This is a genomic window from Bifidobacterium sp. LH_426, from assembly GCF_056356875.1.
This window is the reverse complement of the sequence record NZ_JBKEVB010000003.1, coordinates 70,747-87,588: the sequence shown is the minus strand read 5'-3', so window position 1 is coordinate 87,588 and position 16,842 is coordinate 70,747. Positions and strand designations below refer to the sequence as shown.

The window sequence follows — 16,842 nt, the reverse complement described above, 5'->3', positions numbered from 1 at the left end:
ACTGGGGGAGAGATACCCCGCGCAGATCATCACACAAGGAAAAGGCCGGACTCCCGCGAACGGGAGCCCGGCCTTGATGTGAAGGAGGATTCAGGAGAAGTCTTGGATCATCGGTCTCAGCGGACCGATTTCCGGGGAATCAGTTCCGGGGAATCAGCCCTCCTTGACGGTGAAGCCCTGATCGGTGCCGTACTTGACCAGCGCCTTCTGGAAGGCGGCGAGGCCCTTCGGCAGGGTCGTGGACTTGTCGGTGTAGGCCTTGCCCACGTAGTCGCCGTAGATGGTGTTGGCCTGGCCGGCGTAGGGGAGGAACTGGAAGGATTCGGTCACCTGGTCGGCGGCCTCGGCGAGCACCTGGTTGTAGTCCTGGTCGCCGAAGTAGGCGCGCACCTCATCGGAGCCCTTGAGGAAGTCGGCGTCCTTGAGCGTGGCCTTGTCGGCCGGGAAGGCGCCGCCGTCGGTGCGAATCTTGATGCCTTCCTTGCTGTGGTTGGCGAACTCGATGAACTTGTACGCGGCGTCCTGGTTCTTGGAGGCGGCGGTCACGGCCAGCGCGGAGCCGCCGTTCTCGCCGTTGGACGGCTTGGAGGCGTCCCAGTTCGGCTGCAGGGCGACGCGCATGTTGCCCTTGGCGGCCGCGGAGTTGGAGACCAGGTTGGCGGGCATCCACGCGCCCTCGAAGATGGAGGCGATGGTGCCGTCGCCGATGCCGCGGTTCCACTCGTCGGCCCAGGTGGCGACCTTCGTGTTGATGAGGTCCTCGTCGATCATCTTCTGCCAGAAGTCGGCGACGGTCTTCACCTGCGGATCGGACGTGAAGTTGATGGTGACGTTCTCGCCCTTGGACTCGTACGGCTTGGCGCCGGCCTGCCACAGGAACGCGGTCATGACCTTGATGTCGCCCGCGTCGGCGGTGATGTAGTAGTTGTCGCCGAGGGCGCGGATCTTCTTGGCGTCCTGGTAGTACTCGTCCCACGTCTTCGGGGCCTCGGTGATGCCGGCCTTGTCGAACGTGGCCTTGTTGTAGAACATGGCCTGCGGACCGGAGTCCATCGGCAGCGCGTAGACGCCGTCGTTGAGGCTCACCGAGTTCCAGGTGCCCGGCGTGTAGAACTTGTCGTAGCCGGAGGTCTTGTCCTTGATGTTGGCCAGCTGGCTCTGCTCGCCGATCACGAACTGCGGGATGGTCATGTATTCGAGCTGGACGATGTCCGGGATGCCGCTGCCGGCCTGAATCGCGTTGTTCAGCGAGGTGACGGTGGTGTCCGCCTTGCCGGTGTTGTTGAAGTCGATCTTGATGTTCGGGTACTTCTTCTCGAACGCCTTGATGACCGGCTTGAGCGTGGGCTCCCATGCCCACAGGTTCAGCGTGACGTCGCCGTTCGCGTCGCCGGCGGAACCCTGATCGGAGCCGCCGCACGCGGCCACGGAAACCAGCATCGCCGCGGCGCCAACCACCGCCACGGTCTTCTTCAGCGAGAACTTCATGTCAATCGCCTTTCTCTTCCTTGAGGCTTCGGCCGACACTCTCGTGTGACCGATTACGCTTCCGTAGTATACACTGAAGTGTGACCGGTCACACGTGCGTGCGTGTCGCATCGACGAGGAGCGAGAGCGCGCGGGAGCGAAGGCGCGGGAAAGGAATCACCTACGATGGCTTACATGACAGCAGCACCCAAACGGGCCACCATCCGCGACGTGGCGCGGATCGCCGGCGTCTCCTACGGCACGGTCTCGCGCTACCTCAACGGCAACGAGCACGTCTCCAAGGACGCCGCCGCGCGCATCTCGGCCGCCATCAAGGAGGCGCACTACACGCCGAACAACGCCGCCCGCTCGCTCGCCCAGCAGCGCACGCAGACCATCGCGCTCATCATCCAGGTCGAGGCGAACGAGACGCTCGTGCAGGCCAGCGTCTCCGAGGCGATGGCCGGCGCCAACCAGGTGCTCGGCGACGCCGGCTACCAGATGGTCACCCTCATCGCGAACTCCGCGGACTCGACGAAGCGCATCACGCAGCTCGTCAACAGCGACTTCGCCGACGGCTACCTGCTGTTCTCGCTGAGCGAGGACGACAGCCTCGCCAACGCCTTCCTGAACGTCCGGCGGCCGGTCGTGCGCGCCGAGGTGAGCGACCGCGGCGACCTGCCGTACCCGGCCATCGACTTCGAGAACAGGGAGGGCCAGCGCGCGATCACGCGCTACGTGCTGGAATCCGGGCGCAACCGTCTCGTCTACGTGTGCGGCCCCGGCTATTCGCCCACGGCCGGCAACCGTCTCGACGGGTTCCGCGACGCGGTGGGCGACGCCTACGACGATCGCCGCGTGTACTACGCCGACGATTGGGAGATCACCAGCGGCGAGATGGCGGCCGTCGCGTTCCAGCCGATGCTGGACGACATCGACGGATTCGTCTGCGCCAACGACAGCATCGCCATCGGCGTCATCAACCAGCTCACCCGTCTCGGACGCCGCGTGCCCGACGACATCGCCGTCACCGGATTCGACGATTCGCCGCTCGCCCTGCTCACCAATCCGAAACTCACCACGGTGCGGCAGGATTCGCAGCTGCACGGCCGCGAGATGGCCGAGACGCTGCTGCGCATGCTGCACGGCGACGACGTCCCGTCCTACTACGTGAAGCTCCTCCCCACCTCGATCATCACCCGCCAGTCCGCGTAGTGAAACCCCCTCAGTCCGGCCTGCGGCCGGCCAGCTCCCCCTGAAGGGGGCGCAAGGGATTGACATGCGCTTTGCGCATGACCGTCTCCCTGCGCCCCCTTTCAGGGGGAGCTGTCGCGTTTCACGCGACTGAGGGGGTCATCGCGTCATCGTCGGTCAGTCGCGACGACGGAGGGCGAACAGCGCGACGGCGGCGAGCGCGAGCAGCGCGGTCACGCCGGCCGCGAGCGCGACGGCGGAGCCGGTCGCGGAGAGGCCGGAACCGGAGCCGTTGGCGGCGTTGCCGGATGTCGCGGAATTGCCGGAGTTACCGGAATTGCCGTTGACGGAACCGGAACCAGCGTTACCGGAGTCACCCGCGTTGCCACCATTACCGCCGTTGCCGCCCTCGCCGGACGGCTGCGCCTTGACCTTGACCGTGAAGGTGGCGGGCTTGAGGTTCTTGCCCGCGTCCTTGCCGGTGTAGGTGGCGGTGACGGTGACCGCGTCCGCGGCCTTGGCGGAGCTGAAACCGGTGAGCAGGTACTCGTCGGCGGTCAGCACGCGCGTGGTCTTGTCGGACAGGGTGGCGGTCACTTCGAGGCCGGCCGGGTCGAACGCGTCGCCGACCGTGTACTCGGTCTTCGCGGGCTTCCTGGTCACGGCGATGGACGTGACGGTGGCCTGCTCGGGCGTCACCGCCTTCGCCTTGACGGACACCTCGAAGGAGGCGGTCTTCGTGGCGTCGTCCTTGAGGGCGACGGTCACGGTGACCTTCCTGCCGGCGAGCGCCTCGGCGAACGGCTTGGTCAGGTCGACCGCCTTGCCGTCCGGGTCGGCGCCGGTCAGCGTGTAGCCGTCTTCCGTGACGTCGGCCGTCTTGCCGTCGGACAGGGTCTTCGCGACCTTGAGGCCGGACGCGGAGAAGGTGTCGCCGACCGCGTAGTCGGTCTTGGCCTCGCCGGCGTCCACCGTGATGCCGGTCACGGTCGGCTCGGGTTCGGGCTCGCCCTTGGCGGTCACCGTGGTGCCGTCGAAGATGGCGGTGTAGTCGCCGCGGCCGTTGTTCGACGTGGCGAAGACGCCCACGTCGAGCTTGTCGGCTGCGTCGGAGCCGAGCGTGGCCGTGCCGAGGCTCTTCCACTCGGACGCGGAAGCGCCGGCGAGACGGTAGAAGCCCTCGATCTCGGTCGCGCTGGTGCGCACGAGCTTGAGCGCGATCGGGGTATCGACCGAGGTGACGGCGTCGGTCGCCTTGGCGGATTCCTTGTCGATGTAGCCGTTGTTGTCCGAATCGGTCTGGAAGTAGCTGCCCTTGAGGCTGGCGACGAGCAGCGCGTAGCCGCGGGCCGTGCCGCGGCCGGACGCGCTCAGATCGTTGCGCACGATGATGCCGGCGCGCGGGTCCTCGTTGTTGCCGGCCTGGGACGAGACGATGGTCGTCTCGATGGAGTCGCCGACGCCCAGCTTGGCGGGCTGGTAGATGGTGGTCAGGTTGTCCTTGTTCGTCCACGCGCCGGTGTTGGAGGCGTCGGTGATGCGGAACAGCCCGTCGGTCTCGCCCTGCGCGAACGCGCCGGCGTTGCCCCAGCTCGTGGTCTTCCACGGGTCGGAGACGGCCTTCGCGCCTTCGGTGGTCGAGGTGTAGCGAACCGTGTACACGCGGGTCTTGGCCGGGTCCGTCTTGGAGGCGACCGTGATGATCGCGCGCGCGATGTTCGCGTCGACGCTCACCGTCGTGTCGGCAGCGTTCGCGGCGACCGCCTTGACGGTCGGGACCTTGCCCCACACGCCGGTGTCGACCGTGTAGGAGGTGGTGCCGCCGTTGAACCCGTCGATGGCCTTGCCGTCGACGGTGATCGAGGCGAGGTTCAGCGGGTTGTCGGCGGACTGCTCCCAGTAGCTCACGTCCCAGCCGTCGCCGTACGTGGCCGGATCCTGGGTGGCCGGGTTCTGCATGGTCAGCGCGCCGGTGGTCTTGTCGATGGTGATCGGCAGCCACACGTACGTGGAGTCGGACTTGCCGGAATCCCAGCGGTCGCCGATGTAGATGAACTTGCCGGGCTGGATCTGGAACACGGAGGCGGTCTGCGAGCCGAACGTCGTGCCGCGGGTGTCGCCCACGGAGAGCAGGCCGTCCGCGCCTTCCGGCAGGTTCGCGAAGTTCGTGTTCTCGTACTGGTCGTCGGCCTTGACGCCGCGGATCCAGGATCCGAACACCGAGTCGGCCGTGTAGTAGGTCTGCTTGTTCGGGGCCCAGCCGGTGGCGCCGGAGGCGATGATGTAGTACTTGCCGTCGGCCTTGAACATGGCGGGGGCCTCGAGCATGCCGCGGTCCTTGACGATCACGAAGTCCTGTCCCGCGACCGGGGCACCTTCGCCGCCGTCGGCCAGCGTGTACGGGTATTCGCCGTTCTCGGAGTACTGCAGGTCGATGTCCTTGACCTTCGACGTGTCCTTCGTGGTCTTGACCACGTTGGTGTAGTCGTCGTTCAGCTTGGCGATGTACAGCGTGCGGTTCTCCTCGGAGGAGCACACGAGGTACGCGGTGCCGTCGTCGTCCTGGAACACGGTCATGTCGCGCGAGCCGCCGGGCACGGCAGCCTTGTGGCCGGTCGTGTAGTCCTCGCGGTTCGGCAGACGGAACGCGCCGGTCAGCTTGAACGGGCCGGTGGGGGAGTCGGAGACGGCCACCGCGGCCAGCGAGCGCGCGTAGTTGGAGGTCGACGCGACGGTCGGGGAGCCGTCGGCGTGCCACCACATCACGTACTTGCCGGTCTTCGCGTTGTACAGCACCTTCGGACGCTCGAAGATGGCGTTGGCGGTGTCCTTGACGCCGTCGCCGTCCTCGTCGGTGTTGGTGTTGAGGTAGAACGCGATCTTCTTGGCCTTGGCCTCGTCGAACGTGCCGTCCGCCTTCTTCAGGCCGTACAGGTCGGTGAAGTAGCTGTCGTCGGCGAGCTCGCCGTCATAGTAGATGGAGCGCATCGCGACGCCCTTGTCCACCCAGTTCATGCCGTCGGTGGAGCGGTAGACGTGCACGCCGTGCGAGTTGTAGTAGCCGGAGGAGCGGTCCTCGCCGTACCAGTAGTAGACGGTCTGGCCGTTCTCCTGGACGGGCACGACCTGTCCACCGTGCGCCTGGATGTGGTGGCCGGTGGTCGCCTCGTCGGAGTCCTTCGCGTACCAGAGCGGCTGGAAATAGTTCTTGTCCTTCGAGCCGGGATCGGCGATCGCCTCGAACTTCGTGTACGTCGGCACCTTGTCGGTGGCCGGCACATCCGTCGCCGGCGGATTCGGCTTGGTCGTCTCCTGCGCTGCGACCACGGTCTCCGCAGACACAGCGGCAGGTGCGGTCTGATCCGCCTGGGCGCTCAGAGGCAGGGCGAGCACGCCGGCCGACAGCAGTGTGGCCGCCGCGATTCCCCCTCCGAACAGTTTCCTGATGATCATGAAAGATCCTCCTTGTTCCTTCCTCGTCATCGAATCGTGCCGGCACCGGACATATCCTTCCCATGTCCGCGTTGATACCGCGCGAATGATAACGCAACCAACAATGGTTGCCCTTATCATAACCCAATATTGTGACCGCTTACAACCCTGCTATTTCGCCGAATCACACATTCCCCATACCTTGTTCTCCTTCAGGGGGAACCGTCCGGCTTCGCCGGGCTGAGAAGCATCCTCGGAGGAGGGCACCCCTCGATAGCCGATTCGTCCTGATTCACGCCGAGGGACAGGCATCTTGCCCCTCGGTGAGGAATCGTTCCGAATCTTCGTCGAGAGACGCATTTCCTTGTCCCTCAACGCGAAATCACATGTCATTCACGCCGAGGGGCAAGAATCGCCAACGAACCCGATCGCCACAAATCACCAAAACCCTTGTTTTCCAACGATTCCGCGCACCACCGATACCGCCCACGCCGCCGGGCGCCGCCCCTCGACGCGAAATCACCTGCGAATCGCGTCGAGGGGCAAGAAAACTTGTCCCTCGACGCAAGTTCAGACCGATTCCTCGCCGAGGGGCAGGATTTCGGCTGAACGATTGTCCCTCGACATGGAAACACCCCCGGTTCTCATCGAGGGACGAACGGACAGGCTGCACCATGCCGCGGAGGAGCGATCGGCGGACTTCCTTCCGCAATTTCAGGCCCCCCTCAGTCGGCTTCGCCGACAGCTCCCCCAAGCATGGGGGAGCAGGCATCCCCGCCACCCCTTATGCCCCAATACGACCTACGCACACACCCCACACGCCCTACGCATGCCCACGCACACAACCCCACACACACCACGCACGCGCACATGTACACACACGCACATGCACACACGCACCCCCAGTCGCGCTTTGCGCGCCAGCTCCCCCTGAAGGGGCGCAAAATACAGCGCAAAATACAGACACGCCCTCCCCACACAGCCCACATACGACGAAGGGCCCGCCGAAGCGGGCCCTTTGCGTTGCGAAACCGGTCGGATACCGGCCTATCCGTCAGCCGGCGATCAGTCGTCGCCGAGCGTCACGTGGACGCCTCCGACGAGGGAGCTGACGACGTTGTAGATCGCGGCGACGACCACGGTGAGGATCGTGACCAGCACGATCTCGACGATGGAGAAGATCGTCACGGCGGACAGGACGGTGGGCAGGGAGAACACCTGCGCCAGGTTGAAGCCGTCCGCGTTGAGGCCGGTGGAGGCGACGATCTGCGTGATCTGGTCGAACACGCCGACCACGTTGAGCAACAGCCAGACGAGGGCCGCGGCGATGATCTGGATGAGCGCGCCGGCGATGGACATCATGAACGACACCTTCGCCACGCTCCACACGTTGAGTCGCGTGAGGGACAGGTTCATGCGGCGGGCGCGCGGGGTGCCGCGGCGCACGGCCGGACGGACCTTGATGCCGCCGGAGACGCCGGCGGACGGCTGCGCTTTGGATTCGGCGTGCTCGCGTGCCTGGGATTCATCGATCAGCGGCTTGTTGGATACGGAACGGGCCACGCGCGGCGCATGCTCCTGCTCGGCTTCGGGCCGCTCGGGCAGCTTCACTTCCGGCACGCGCTCCTCGTGCAGCTCTTCTTGGTTGTCGCTCATGTTGCTCCTTCACGATTCGCTGAATCTCTAGAGAGACTAGCAATCTTCGCAGACGATTACGCCTGCTCCGGCCCGTTGTTCACAGTCTCCGCGCCGGCCGCCTCGACGGCGGCGCCGGCGGCGGAGTCGGCGGTCGTTTCCGCGGCGTCCGTCGCGTCCGCGCCGACGGGCGTCTGTCCGTCGGCGGGCTGCTCCTCGTCGTCCGTCTCCTCGTTGCGCGCGATGGAGATGATCTCGTCGCCCTTGTCGGGCTTGGCGAGCGTGACGCCCTGCGTGTTGCGGCCGGTGCGCTTGACCTCGGCCACGGCGGAGCGGATCACCTTGCCGGACTTCATGATGGCGAGCACCTGGTCGTCCTCGGAGACGACGACCGCGCCGACCAGAGAGCCGCGTCCCTCGGCGAGCTGCACGGCCTTGATGCCGAGGCCGTTGCGGCCCTGGAGACGGTACTCGGAGATCGCGGAACGCTTGGCGAAGCCCTCGTTCGTGACGACGAGCAGGTCCTTGTCGGTCTCGGACGGCACGACGTCCATCGCGAGCAGCTCGTCGCCGTCGCGGAACTTCATGCCCTGCACGCCGGCGGTCTGGCGGCCCATCGGGCGCAGCTGGGCGTCGTCGGCCTGGAACTTCAGGCTCATGCCGAGCTTGGAGACGAGGATGATGTCGTCCTCGGCGTTGCACAGCGCGGCGCCGATCAGCTCGTCCGCGGCGTCGCCGTTCTCGTCGGCCATGAGGCGCACGGCGATGAGTCCGCCCTGACGCGGCGAATCGTATTCGGACAGCGCGGTCTTCTTCACCTTGCCGGAACGCGTGGCGAGCACCAGGTACTTGGCGACCTCGTAGTTCGGGATGGACAGCACGGCCTGGATGCTCTCGTCCGGGCCGAACTGCAGCAGGTTCGCCACGTGCTGGCCCTTCGAGTCGCGCGAGCCCTCGGGCAGCTCATACGCCTTGAGGCGGTACACGCGGCCCTTGTTCGTGAAGAACAGCAGCCAGTTGTGCGTGGACGTGAGGAAGAAGTGGTCCACCACGTCGTCCTCGCGCAGCTTGGCGCCCTTGATGCCCTTGCCGCCGCGGTGCTGCGCGCGGTATTCGTCGGCCTTGGTGCGCTTGACGAAGCCGGAGTGCGTGACGGTGACGACCACGTTCTCCTCGGGGATCAGGTCCTCCTCGGTCATGTCGCCGGAGAACGGCAGGATGCGCGTGCGCCGGTCGTCGCCGTACTTGGCGACGATCTCGTCGAGTTCGTCGCCGACGATCTTGCGCTGGCGTTCCGGCTTGGCGAGGATGTCCGCGTAGTCGGCGATCTTGCGCATGAGCTCGTTGTGCTCGTCGAGGATCTTCTGCCGTTCGAGGGCGGCGAGGCGGCGCAGCTGCATCGCGAGGATCGCGTCGGCCTGCACCTGGTCCACGTCGAGCAGCTCCATCAGGCCGGTGCGCGCGGCGTCGGCGTCGGGGGAGCGGCGGATCAGGGCCACGACCTCGTCGATCATGTCGAGGGCCTTGAGGTAGCCCTGCAGGATGTGGTCGCGCTCCTCGGCCTCACGCTTGAGGTACGCGGTGCGGCGGGCGATCACGTCGAGCTGGTGGGCGACCCAGTGGCGCACGAACGCGTCGAGGGAGAGCGTGCGCGGCACGCCGTCGACGAGCGCGAGCATGTTCGCGCCGAACGTCTGCTGCAGCTGGGAGTGCTTGTACAGGTTGTTGAGCACGACCTTCGGCACGGCGTCGCGCTTGAGCACGAGCACGAGGCGCTGGCCGGTGCGGCCGGACGTCTCGTCGCGCATGTCGGCGATGCCCTGGATCTTGCCGTCGCGCACGGCCTCGCGGATGGACACGACGAGACGGTCCGGGTTCACCTGGTACGGCAGTTCGGTGACGACCAGGCACATGCGGCCCTTGATCTCCTCGGTGTTCACGACGGCGCGCATCGTGATCAGGCCGCGGCCGGTGCGGTACGCCTGCTCGATGCCCTTGTGGCCGAGGATCGTCGCGCCGGTCGGGAAGTCGGGGCCCTTGATGCGGGCGATGAGCGCGTCGAGCAGCTCCTCGCGGCTCGCGTCCGGGTGGTCGAGCGCCCAGTGCACGCCGTCCGCCACCTCGCGCATGTTGTGCGGCGGGATGTTCGTCGCCATGCCGACGGCGATGCCGGACGAGCCGTTGCACAGCAGGTTCGGGAAGCGCGCGGGCAGCACGGTCGGCTCCTGCGTCTTGCCGTCGTAGTTGGGCACGAAGTCGACGGTCTCCTTGTCGATGTCGCGCACCATCTCCATCGACAGCGGCGCCATGCGGCACTCGGTGTAACGCATGGCGGCGGCCGGGTCGTCGCCGGGGGAGCCGAAGTTGCCCTGGCCGTCGACGAGCATGTAGCGCATCGACCACGACTGGGCCATGCGCACGAGGGTGTCGTAGATCGCGGAGTCGCCGTGCGGGTGGTACTTGCCCATCACGTCGCCGACGACGCGGGAGCACTTGTTGTAGCCGCGGTCGGGGCGGTAGCCGCCGTCGTACATCGCGTAGATCACGCGACGGTGCACGGGCTTGAGGCCGTCGCGCACGTCCGGGAGGGCGCGGTCCACGATGACGCTCATCGCGTACGCGAGGTACGACTCGCGCATCTCGACCTGGAGGTCCTTGCGCTGGATGCGTTCGCCGGTCATCAGGCCGTAGTCGGTGTTGTCGGCCTCCTGCGGGCTCAACGGCTCCATCGAGCCGTCGCCGGTCGGCTGGCCGTCGATCTGCCCCTCATTCAGGCCGTCATCGTTGTTGTTCTCATCTGCCACTTACGTTTCCTTTGTCTTCGATTCGCTCCCGTGAAGGAAGCTGTCAGCTGCCCTGCGATTTGCTCCCCCTAAAGGGGGCGCAAAGTTCTGCGGTCCCCGCGCTACGCGTCGATCCAGGCGGCGTTGCGGGCGTTGCGCTGGATGAAGAGGCGGCGGGGTTCGACCTCGTCGCCCATGAGCATCGAGAACGTCTCGTCGGCCGCGGCGGCGTCCTCGATCTGCACCTGCTTGAGCACGCGGTGCTCCGGGTCCATGGTCGTCTCCCACAGCTCCTGGTAGCTCATCTCGCCCAGACCCTTGTAGCGCTGGATGCCTTCGCCCTTCGGCAGCTGGCGTCCCTTCGCCTTGCCTTCGGCGAGCACGCGGTCGCGCTCGGAGTCGGTGTACACGAAGTCGTGCGGGCCCTTGGTCCACTTGAGGCGGTACAGCGGCGGCATGGCCACGTACACGTATCCGGCGGTGATCATCGGGCGCATGTAGCGGAAGAACAGGGTGAGGTTCAGCGTGGCGATGTGCGCGCCGTCCACATCGGCATCGGCCATGATGATGACCTTGTGGTAGCGCACCTTCGACAGGTCGAAGTCCTCGCCGTAGCCGCCGCCGACCGCGGTGATCAGCGATTCGATGGTGTCGGACTTCATCATGCGGTCGAGGCTGGCGCGCTCGGTGTTGAGGATCTTGCCTCGCAGCGGCAGGATGGCCTGCGTGATCGGGTTGCGCCCCTGAATCGCGGAGCCGCCTGCGGAGTCGCCCTCCACGATGAACAGCTCGCACTCCTCCGGGTTCGAGGACTGGCAGTCCTTGAGCTTGTCCGGCATGCCGGCCGACTCGAAGATCGACTTGCGGCGCGTGTTCTCGCGCGCCTTCTTCGCGGCCAGACGTGCGCGGGACGCCTCGATGGCCTTCTGGATGATGTTCTTCGCCTCGCCCGGATGCGCGTCGAACCAGTCGCCGAGCTTGTCGGTCATGACGCGCTGCACGAAGGTCTTCGCCTCGGAGTTGCCGAGCTTGGTCTTCGTCTGGCCTTCGAACTGCGGGGTGGTGAGCTTGACGGACACCACGGCCGTCAGGCCTTCGCGCACGTCGTCGCCGGACAGGTTCTCGTCCTTGTCCTTGAGGATGTTCTTCTCGCGCGCGTAGCGGTTGACGAGCGAGGTGAGCGCCGCGCGGAAGCCCTCCTCGTGCGTGCCGCCCTCGGTGGTGGAGATCGTGTTGGCGAACGTGTGCACGGCCTCGGAGTAGGCGGTGGTCCACTGCATCGCGATCTCGGCGGAGATGCCGAGCTTGAGGTCCTCGGCGTCGAAGTTGATGACCTCGTCCTCGACGGGCGTCGCCTTGCGGGACTTGACGAGGTAGTCGACGTAGTCCTTGATGCCGTTCGCGTACTGGTAGGTGACGCTCTGGTGCAGCTCCTCGGCCACGTTGTCGCCGTCGCCGGCCACCTCGTCGCCCGCCTGGTCGACCTGACGCAGGTCGGTCAGCGAGATCTTGAGGCCCTTGTTGAGGAACGCCATCTGCTGGAAGCGGGAGCGCAGCGTCTCGAAGTCGTAGACGGTGGTCTCGAAGATCGCCGGGTCCGCCCAGAACGTGACGGACGTGCCGGTGGACTCGCCCTCGGCCATCGGCTCGCCCTTGGCGAGGCGGTCGGTCGGGTGCTGGTTGATGTACGTCTGCGTCCAGTGGAAGCCCTGACGGCGCACCTCGACGTCCACGCGCGTGGAGAGCGCGTTGACGACGGAGATGCCGACGCCGTGCAGGCCGCCGGAGACCGCGTAGCCGCCGCCGCCGAACTTGCCGCCGGCGTGCAGCTTGGTCATGACGGTCTCGACGCCGGAGACGCCCTCGCCGGGCACGATGTCGACCGGGATGCCGCGGCCGTCATCGACGACGCGGATGCCGTTGTCCGGCAGGATCGACACCTCGATGTGGCTCGCGTAGCCGGCGAGCGCCTCGTCGACGGAGTTGTCGACGATCTCGTACACGAGGTGGTGCAGGCCGCGCGGACCGGTCGAGCCGATGTACATGCCCGGGCGGATGCGCACCGCCTCCAGGCCTTCGAGCACCTTCAGGTCGGAGGCGTCGTAATGCTCGGGGGTCATCGACTCGTCGAGCTCGCCTTCCTGCAGTTCGGTGGTGTTGATGTGTTCGTCCGCGGCCTTGAGCTGTTCTTCCTTGCTCTCGGCATTGTCCAACGAATCCGCCACAGGGCTTCCTTCCTACATGTTCCCTGCATGTTCTTCACGCGAAGGGTTGTTTCGCGGGCCTATGCCCCAAAATCGCCCGTTACGGGGTCATGGAGCGTTTCGGCCATACTGCGGGTAATTCTACTCGTTTTTGCCGACGAACGCCATAGCACCCCGTAGAAACGCGTTTAGGGGCATATCGGAGACGAAGTCCCTTCCTGTCCGGTCTCTCCCCCACCCGCTTCGCGGGAGCCCCCCCTCGTCAGAGGGGGCCGAGATTTGCCTACCGCCGCCGCGCCCACTTGCGCGTGTATCCGGCGGCCGGGCCGACCACGCGGATCCGTTCGACCGTCAATCCCTCCAGATTGCGCCGGATCGTGCTTTCCAGCTGCGGGATCAGGTAGGTGAGCTGCGTCGCCCACACCTGCGATTCGGTGCCGATCGTGAGCACCCCGTCGCGCAGGGCGATCACGTGCGAGTGCTGCGCGATGGCGGGTCCGACGACGCGGTCCCAGTGGTTGTTGAGTTCGGAGAGCTTCAAATGCGGAATCCAGTCGCCGTTGCGCGCGATCAGGTTCGCGACGCCGCCGAGCCGCGCCGGGTCGCGCCCGGGCTTGCCGAAGCTCTCCCACGCGGCCTCGGCGCGTGCGGCGCGCGCCTTGCGCGACGATTCGCGCGCCGCGTAGCGCTCGAACACCTGCGCCGGCAGTTCGCGCGGGTCGAGTTTCAGCGTCACGGCGATCGGCGGCTTCATCGCGTCGCCGCCGCTTCCGGCGCGGCGGCATCCACGCCGTCGCCGGCCTCCGACGCGCGCCGCAGCTCGTCCACGTCGATGACGTTCACCGTGCGTCCGGCCACGCTCGGCGGCATCGCGGGGATGTCGCCGGCCGCGGCGACGGTGATGAGCACCTGGTCCTGATGCATCGCGAAATCGAGGATCTGTTCGCGCCGCGACTCGTCGAGCTGCGCGAACACATCATCGAGGATGACGACGGGCCTGACGCCGCGATCCTCGGCGACCGCCTCGAACAACGCCATCTTGAGCGCCAACGCCATCGTCCACATCTCGCCGTTCGACGCGAACTCGCGCGCCGGGACGCCGTCGAGCGTGACGGCGAGGTCGTCGCGCTGCGGCCCGATGAGGTTCACGCCGCGCGCCACCTCGCCCGCGTACAGGCGCTGGAAGTGGGCGGCGATGGCGGGACGCGGGTCGAACGCGGCGTCGCCGTCGGGGCCGGCCGGAACGGCCGTCGCCTCGGCGAACGACGGCGCGTAGGCGAGACCCGCCTCGCCGTTGCCGGACGCGAGCCGCGCGTAGATCGCGGCGAACGGGCCGGCGAGACGGTCGACGATGTGCGCACGCACGCGCGTGAGCTCGAGTCCCGCGTCGATGAACTGGCCGGTCCAGATCTCCAGGCCGCTCAGGGCCGCGTCGAACGCGCCCTCGCGGCTCTGGAGTTGCTTGAGGAGCGTCGCGCGCTGCCGGGCGATGCGCGTGAAGCGCTGCTGGCGTTCCGCGTACCGCGGGACGAGCAGCGCGCCCGCCTGGTCGAGGAAGTTGCGGCGCGTGGCCGGGTCGCCGGCGACGAGACGCTGGTCGTCCGGCGTGAACGCGACGGACGGCACCTCGCCGACGATGTCGCGCAGGTAGCGGGAGGGACCGGCGTCGACGCGTGCGCGGTTCGCGCCGCGCGCCGCGATCGTCGCCTCGTAGGTGACGGTGCGCGCGGGCGTCGCGGCGGCGGTGCCGGCGTCGGCCGCAGCCGCGCCGTCCGCCGCGCGCCCGTCGCCGTCCGCCGCGCGCCCGTCGCCGTCCGTCACGTTCGCGCGGATCGTGGCCTTCGTCGCGCCGCGCTCGACGAGCGGCAGCGACGACGACGTGCGGTGACTGGTTCCGGTGGACAGCACCTCGACCGCCTCGACGATGTTCGTCTTGCCCAGACCGTTCGCGCCGTGGAGCACGTTGACGCCGGGCGCGAAGTCGACCACCAGCTGCCCCCAGGAGCGGTAGTGGTCGAGCGCGAGGCGGGAGACGTACATGGGTTTGCGGCCTTTCGGTGTGGGGTGATCGACGGGGATTCGGCTGGAATCGCGGGTGATTAATGGGCGATTGGCGGGGACGGGGGAGTGGGGCGAAGTGGGGCACGTGCCGGGATGTTCGGTTTTGTGCGGTTCGCGGGGACTTGTGCGGATTGGGAAGGCCGGAGCGTGGAGCCCCGGCCGTGGTATCGATGATGATATTCGTTACGGCGGACGGATTTGCGATATCGCTAACGCTACCGCAAGCGCCGCCGTTCCGAATCAGCTGTTGAAGCGCATCGGGACGAGCAGGTAGCGGTAGTCCATCGACTCGTCGGAGTCGGCCTCCTGCTGGCCGTTGAACTCGACCGGCTTGACCGCGGTCGTCATCTTCATGCGGATGAACGGTTCGGTGATCGCGCTCAGACCCTCGATCAGGTAGGACGGGTTGAACGCGACGGTGATATCGTCGCCGTCCATGTCGATGTCGAGCACCTCGGTGGCCTGTGCCTCGTCGATCGCGCCGGCGGACAGTGTGACCTCCTGGCCGGAGAACACCATGCGGATCGGGGCGTTGCGTTCGGCGACCAGCGCGACTCGCTTGATCGCGGCGATCAGCGACTGGCGATCGACCACCGCTTGGATCGGGTAGTCGTCGGCGAACAGTCGGTCGACCGCCGGGAACTCGCCGTCGATGAGCTGCGAGGTGGAGGTGCGGCCGGCGTTCTCGAAACCGAGCAGCGAGGGGGAGTCCACGTCGAAATCGACGACGACGTTCTGGTGCTCGTCGAGCGAACGGGCGATGTCGCGCAGCAGCGAACCGCGCACCAGCGTCGTCGTGTTCACGTCCATGTCGTTCGGAGTCCAGGTGAAGCTGGCACGCGACAGGCGGAAGCGGTCGGTCGAGGTCATGATCACCTTGTCGCCGTCGAACTGCATGCGCACACCGGTCAGGACCGGACGGTTCTCCTCGCGGGAGACCGCGACGCACGCCTGGGCGACCGCCTGCACGAAGGTCGGGGCGTCGACCTGGCCGAGTTTGCCCGGAATTCCGGGCAGATCCGGGTATTCGGCCTCGGGCATGAGCTGCAGCGTGAAGGTCGACTTGCCGGAGGTAATCGTCATCGTCGAGCCGTCGGTGGCGAGGTAGGTCTTCTCGCCGGGCAGCGACTTGGTGATGTCGGCGAGCAGTTTGCCGAGCACGAGCACCGAACCGGCCTCGTCGACGCCGGCCTCGATGTGGTGACGGGCGGAGATCTCGTAGTTGAACGCCGACAGCTGCAGCGTTCCGTCGACCGCTTCGAGCTTGATGCCGGCGAGGATCGGGTTCGACGGGCGGGCGTCGATGACCCTGGTGGTCCACGCGACGGCGTCCGCCAACGCGGAGGAGTTGATTTCGACCTTCATGGTGCCTGCTTTCGTTTCGTTTTCGTCGTTTTCGTTCGCCACACGCGATTCTCCCGGACGGCTCCTTGCGCGAATCCCGCACGATGCGTTGTGGCGAACGATTTTCGGCTTTTTCCTGAGCTGGGATTCATTCTAGGCGATTGCGCCCCGCGCTTCGCTTCGCTCGCGCGGAAGGTGACGTTCCCACTATGGTGAGTCAAGAGAACACGTAAGTAGTAGTCGTAATAAGGCTTGTGGATAGTGTGGAAAACCCTCGCTGAGGGCTTGTGGCGTCTCGTTTCGGCGGCAGTGGAAAAATGTGGATAACCCATCGAGATATTGTGGATAAATCGGCGAGTTATCCACAGGCTTCGGGTCTCTTTTCGGTTTTCCACATTCGATGCGGGTTCATCCACTGGTTATCCACATGAAAACGGGCGGTCATCCACCGGTTTTCCACTGAGGTTACCCACATTTGTGAATAAGTATGTGGATAACTTTACCCCACTTTTTCTCGTTCCACGGAGTGTCGCGGGGTGATTTCGGCCGGGAGAATCGATTCTGGCGAACGTTTTCAGGGTGATTTTCGGACGGGTTTCGGAAGAGCGCGGATTCGTTCGCCACACGCGATCGACACGGCCAAGGTCGACGATGACCTTCGATTCGCTGCGTGACTACCCCTCAGTCATGCTGCGCATGACAGCTCCCCTGACAAGGGGAGC

Annotated in this window: 9 protein-coding genes; 1 reads left to right on the top strand and 8 read right to left on the bottom strand. The window is 66.3% G+C overall.

Annotated elements, in window-relative coordinates; all coding sequences use genetic code 11:
* Positions 1-153 precede the first annotated feature (153 nt).
* Positions 154-1,488, bottom strand: a complete 1,335-nt coding sequence (locus tag AC1AYD_RS04305) for an ABC transporter substrate-binding protein (RefSeq protein WP_476503287.1) — start codon at positions 1,486-1,488, stop codon at positions 154-156.
* A gap of 174 nt (positions 1,489-1,662) precedes the next feature.
* Between AC1AYD_RS04305 and AC1AYD_RS04300 the strand changes: the two genes are divergently transcribed.
* On the top strand, positions 1,663-2,682 hold the full coding sequence (locus AC1AYD_RS04300; protein WP_476503286.1) for a LacI family DNA-binding transcriptional regulator: 1,020 nt from the start codon (positions 1,663-1,665) through the stop codon (positions 2,680-2,682).
* 156 nt (positions 2,683-2,838) lie between these two features.
* Here AC1AYD_RS04300 and AC1AYD_RS04295 read toward each other — a convergent pair whose 3' ends face one another.
* From AC1AYD_RS04295 to dnaN, 7 genes are all read right to left on the bottom strand, one after another.
* Positions 2,839-6,114 carry a bacterial Ig-like domain-containing protein gene (locus AC1AYD_RS04295; protein ID WP_476503285.1) on the bottom strand — a complete coding sequence of 1,092 codons (3,276 nt, stop codon included), beginning with the start codon at positions 6,112-6,114 and terminating at the stop codon, positions 2,839-2,841.
* Positions 6,115-7,158: 1,044 nt separating this feature from the next.
* Positions 7,159-7,749 (bottom strand): DUF3566 domain-containing protein, encoded by a 591-nt coding sequence (locus AC1AYD_RS04290; RefSeq protein ID WP_476503284.1) that lies wholly within the window; start codon positions 7,747-7,749, stop codon positions 7,159-7,161.
* 56 nt (positions 7,750-7,805) lie between these two features.
* Positions 7,806-10,532 carry a DNA gyrase subunit A gene (gene gyrA / locus AC1AYD_RS04285; RefSeq protein WP_476503283.1) on the bottom strand — a complete coding sequence of 909 codons (2,727 nt, stop codon included), beginning with the start codon at positions 10,530-10,532 and terminating at the stop codon, positions 7,806-7,808.
* A gap of 101 nt (positions 10,533-10,633) precedes the next feature.
* On the bottom strand, positions 10,634-12,736 hold the full coding sequence (gene gyrB / locus AC1AYD_RS04280) for a DNA topoisomerase (ATP-hydrolyzing) subunit B (RefSeq protein ID WP_420796381.1): 2,103 nt from the start codon (positions 12,734-12,736) through the stop codon (positions 10,634-10,636).
* Between the two features lie 262 nt (positions 12,737-12,998).
* A complete protein-coding gene (locus AC1AYD_RS04275; RefSeq protein ID WP_034525641.1) occupies positions 12,999-13,469 on the bottom strand; it encodes a DciA family protein in 471 nt (156 codons plus the stop codon).
* Positions 13,466-14,755, bottom strand: a complete 1,290-nt coding sequence (recF, locus tag AC1AYD_RS04270) for a DNA replication/repair protein RecF (protein ID WP_476532547.1) — start codon at positions 14,753-14,755, stop codon at positions 13,466-13,468. Before recF ends, AC1AYD_RS04275 begins: the two co-directional genes overlap by 4 nt.
* A gap of 261 nt (positions 14,756-15,016) precedes the next feature.
* The gene (dnaN, locus tag AC1AYD_RS04265; protein ID WP_476503279.1) at positions 15,017-16,141 is read right to left on the bottom strand and encodes a DNA polymerase III subunit beta; all 1,125 of its coding nucleotides are present in this window, start codon (positions 16,139-16,141) and stop codon (positions 15,017-15,019) included.
* Positions 16,142-16,842 lie beyond the last annotated feature (701 nt).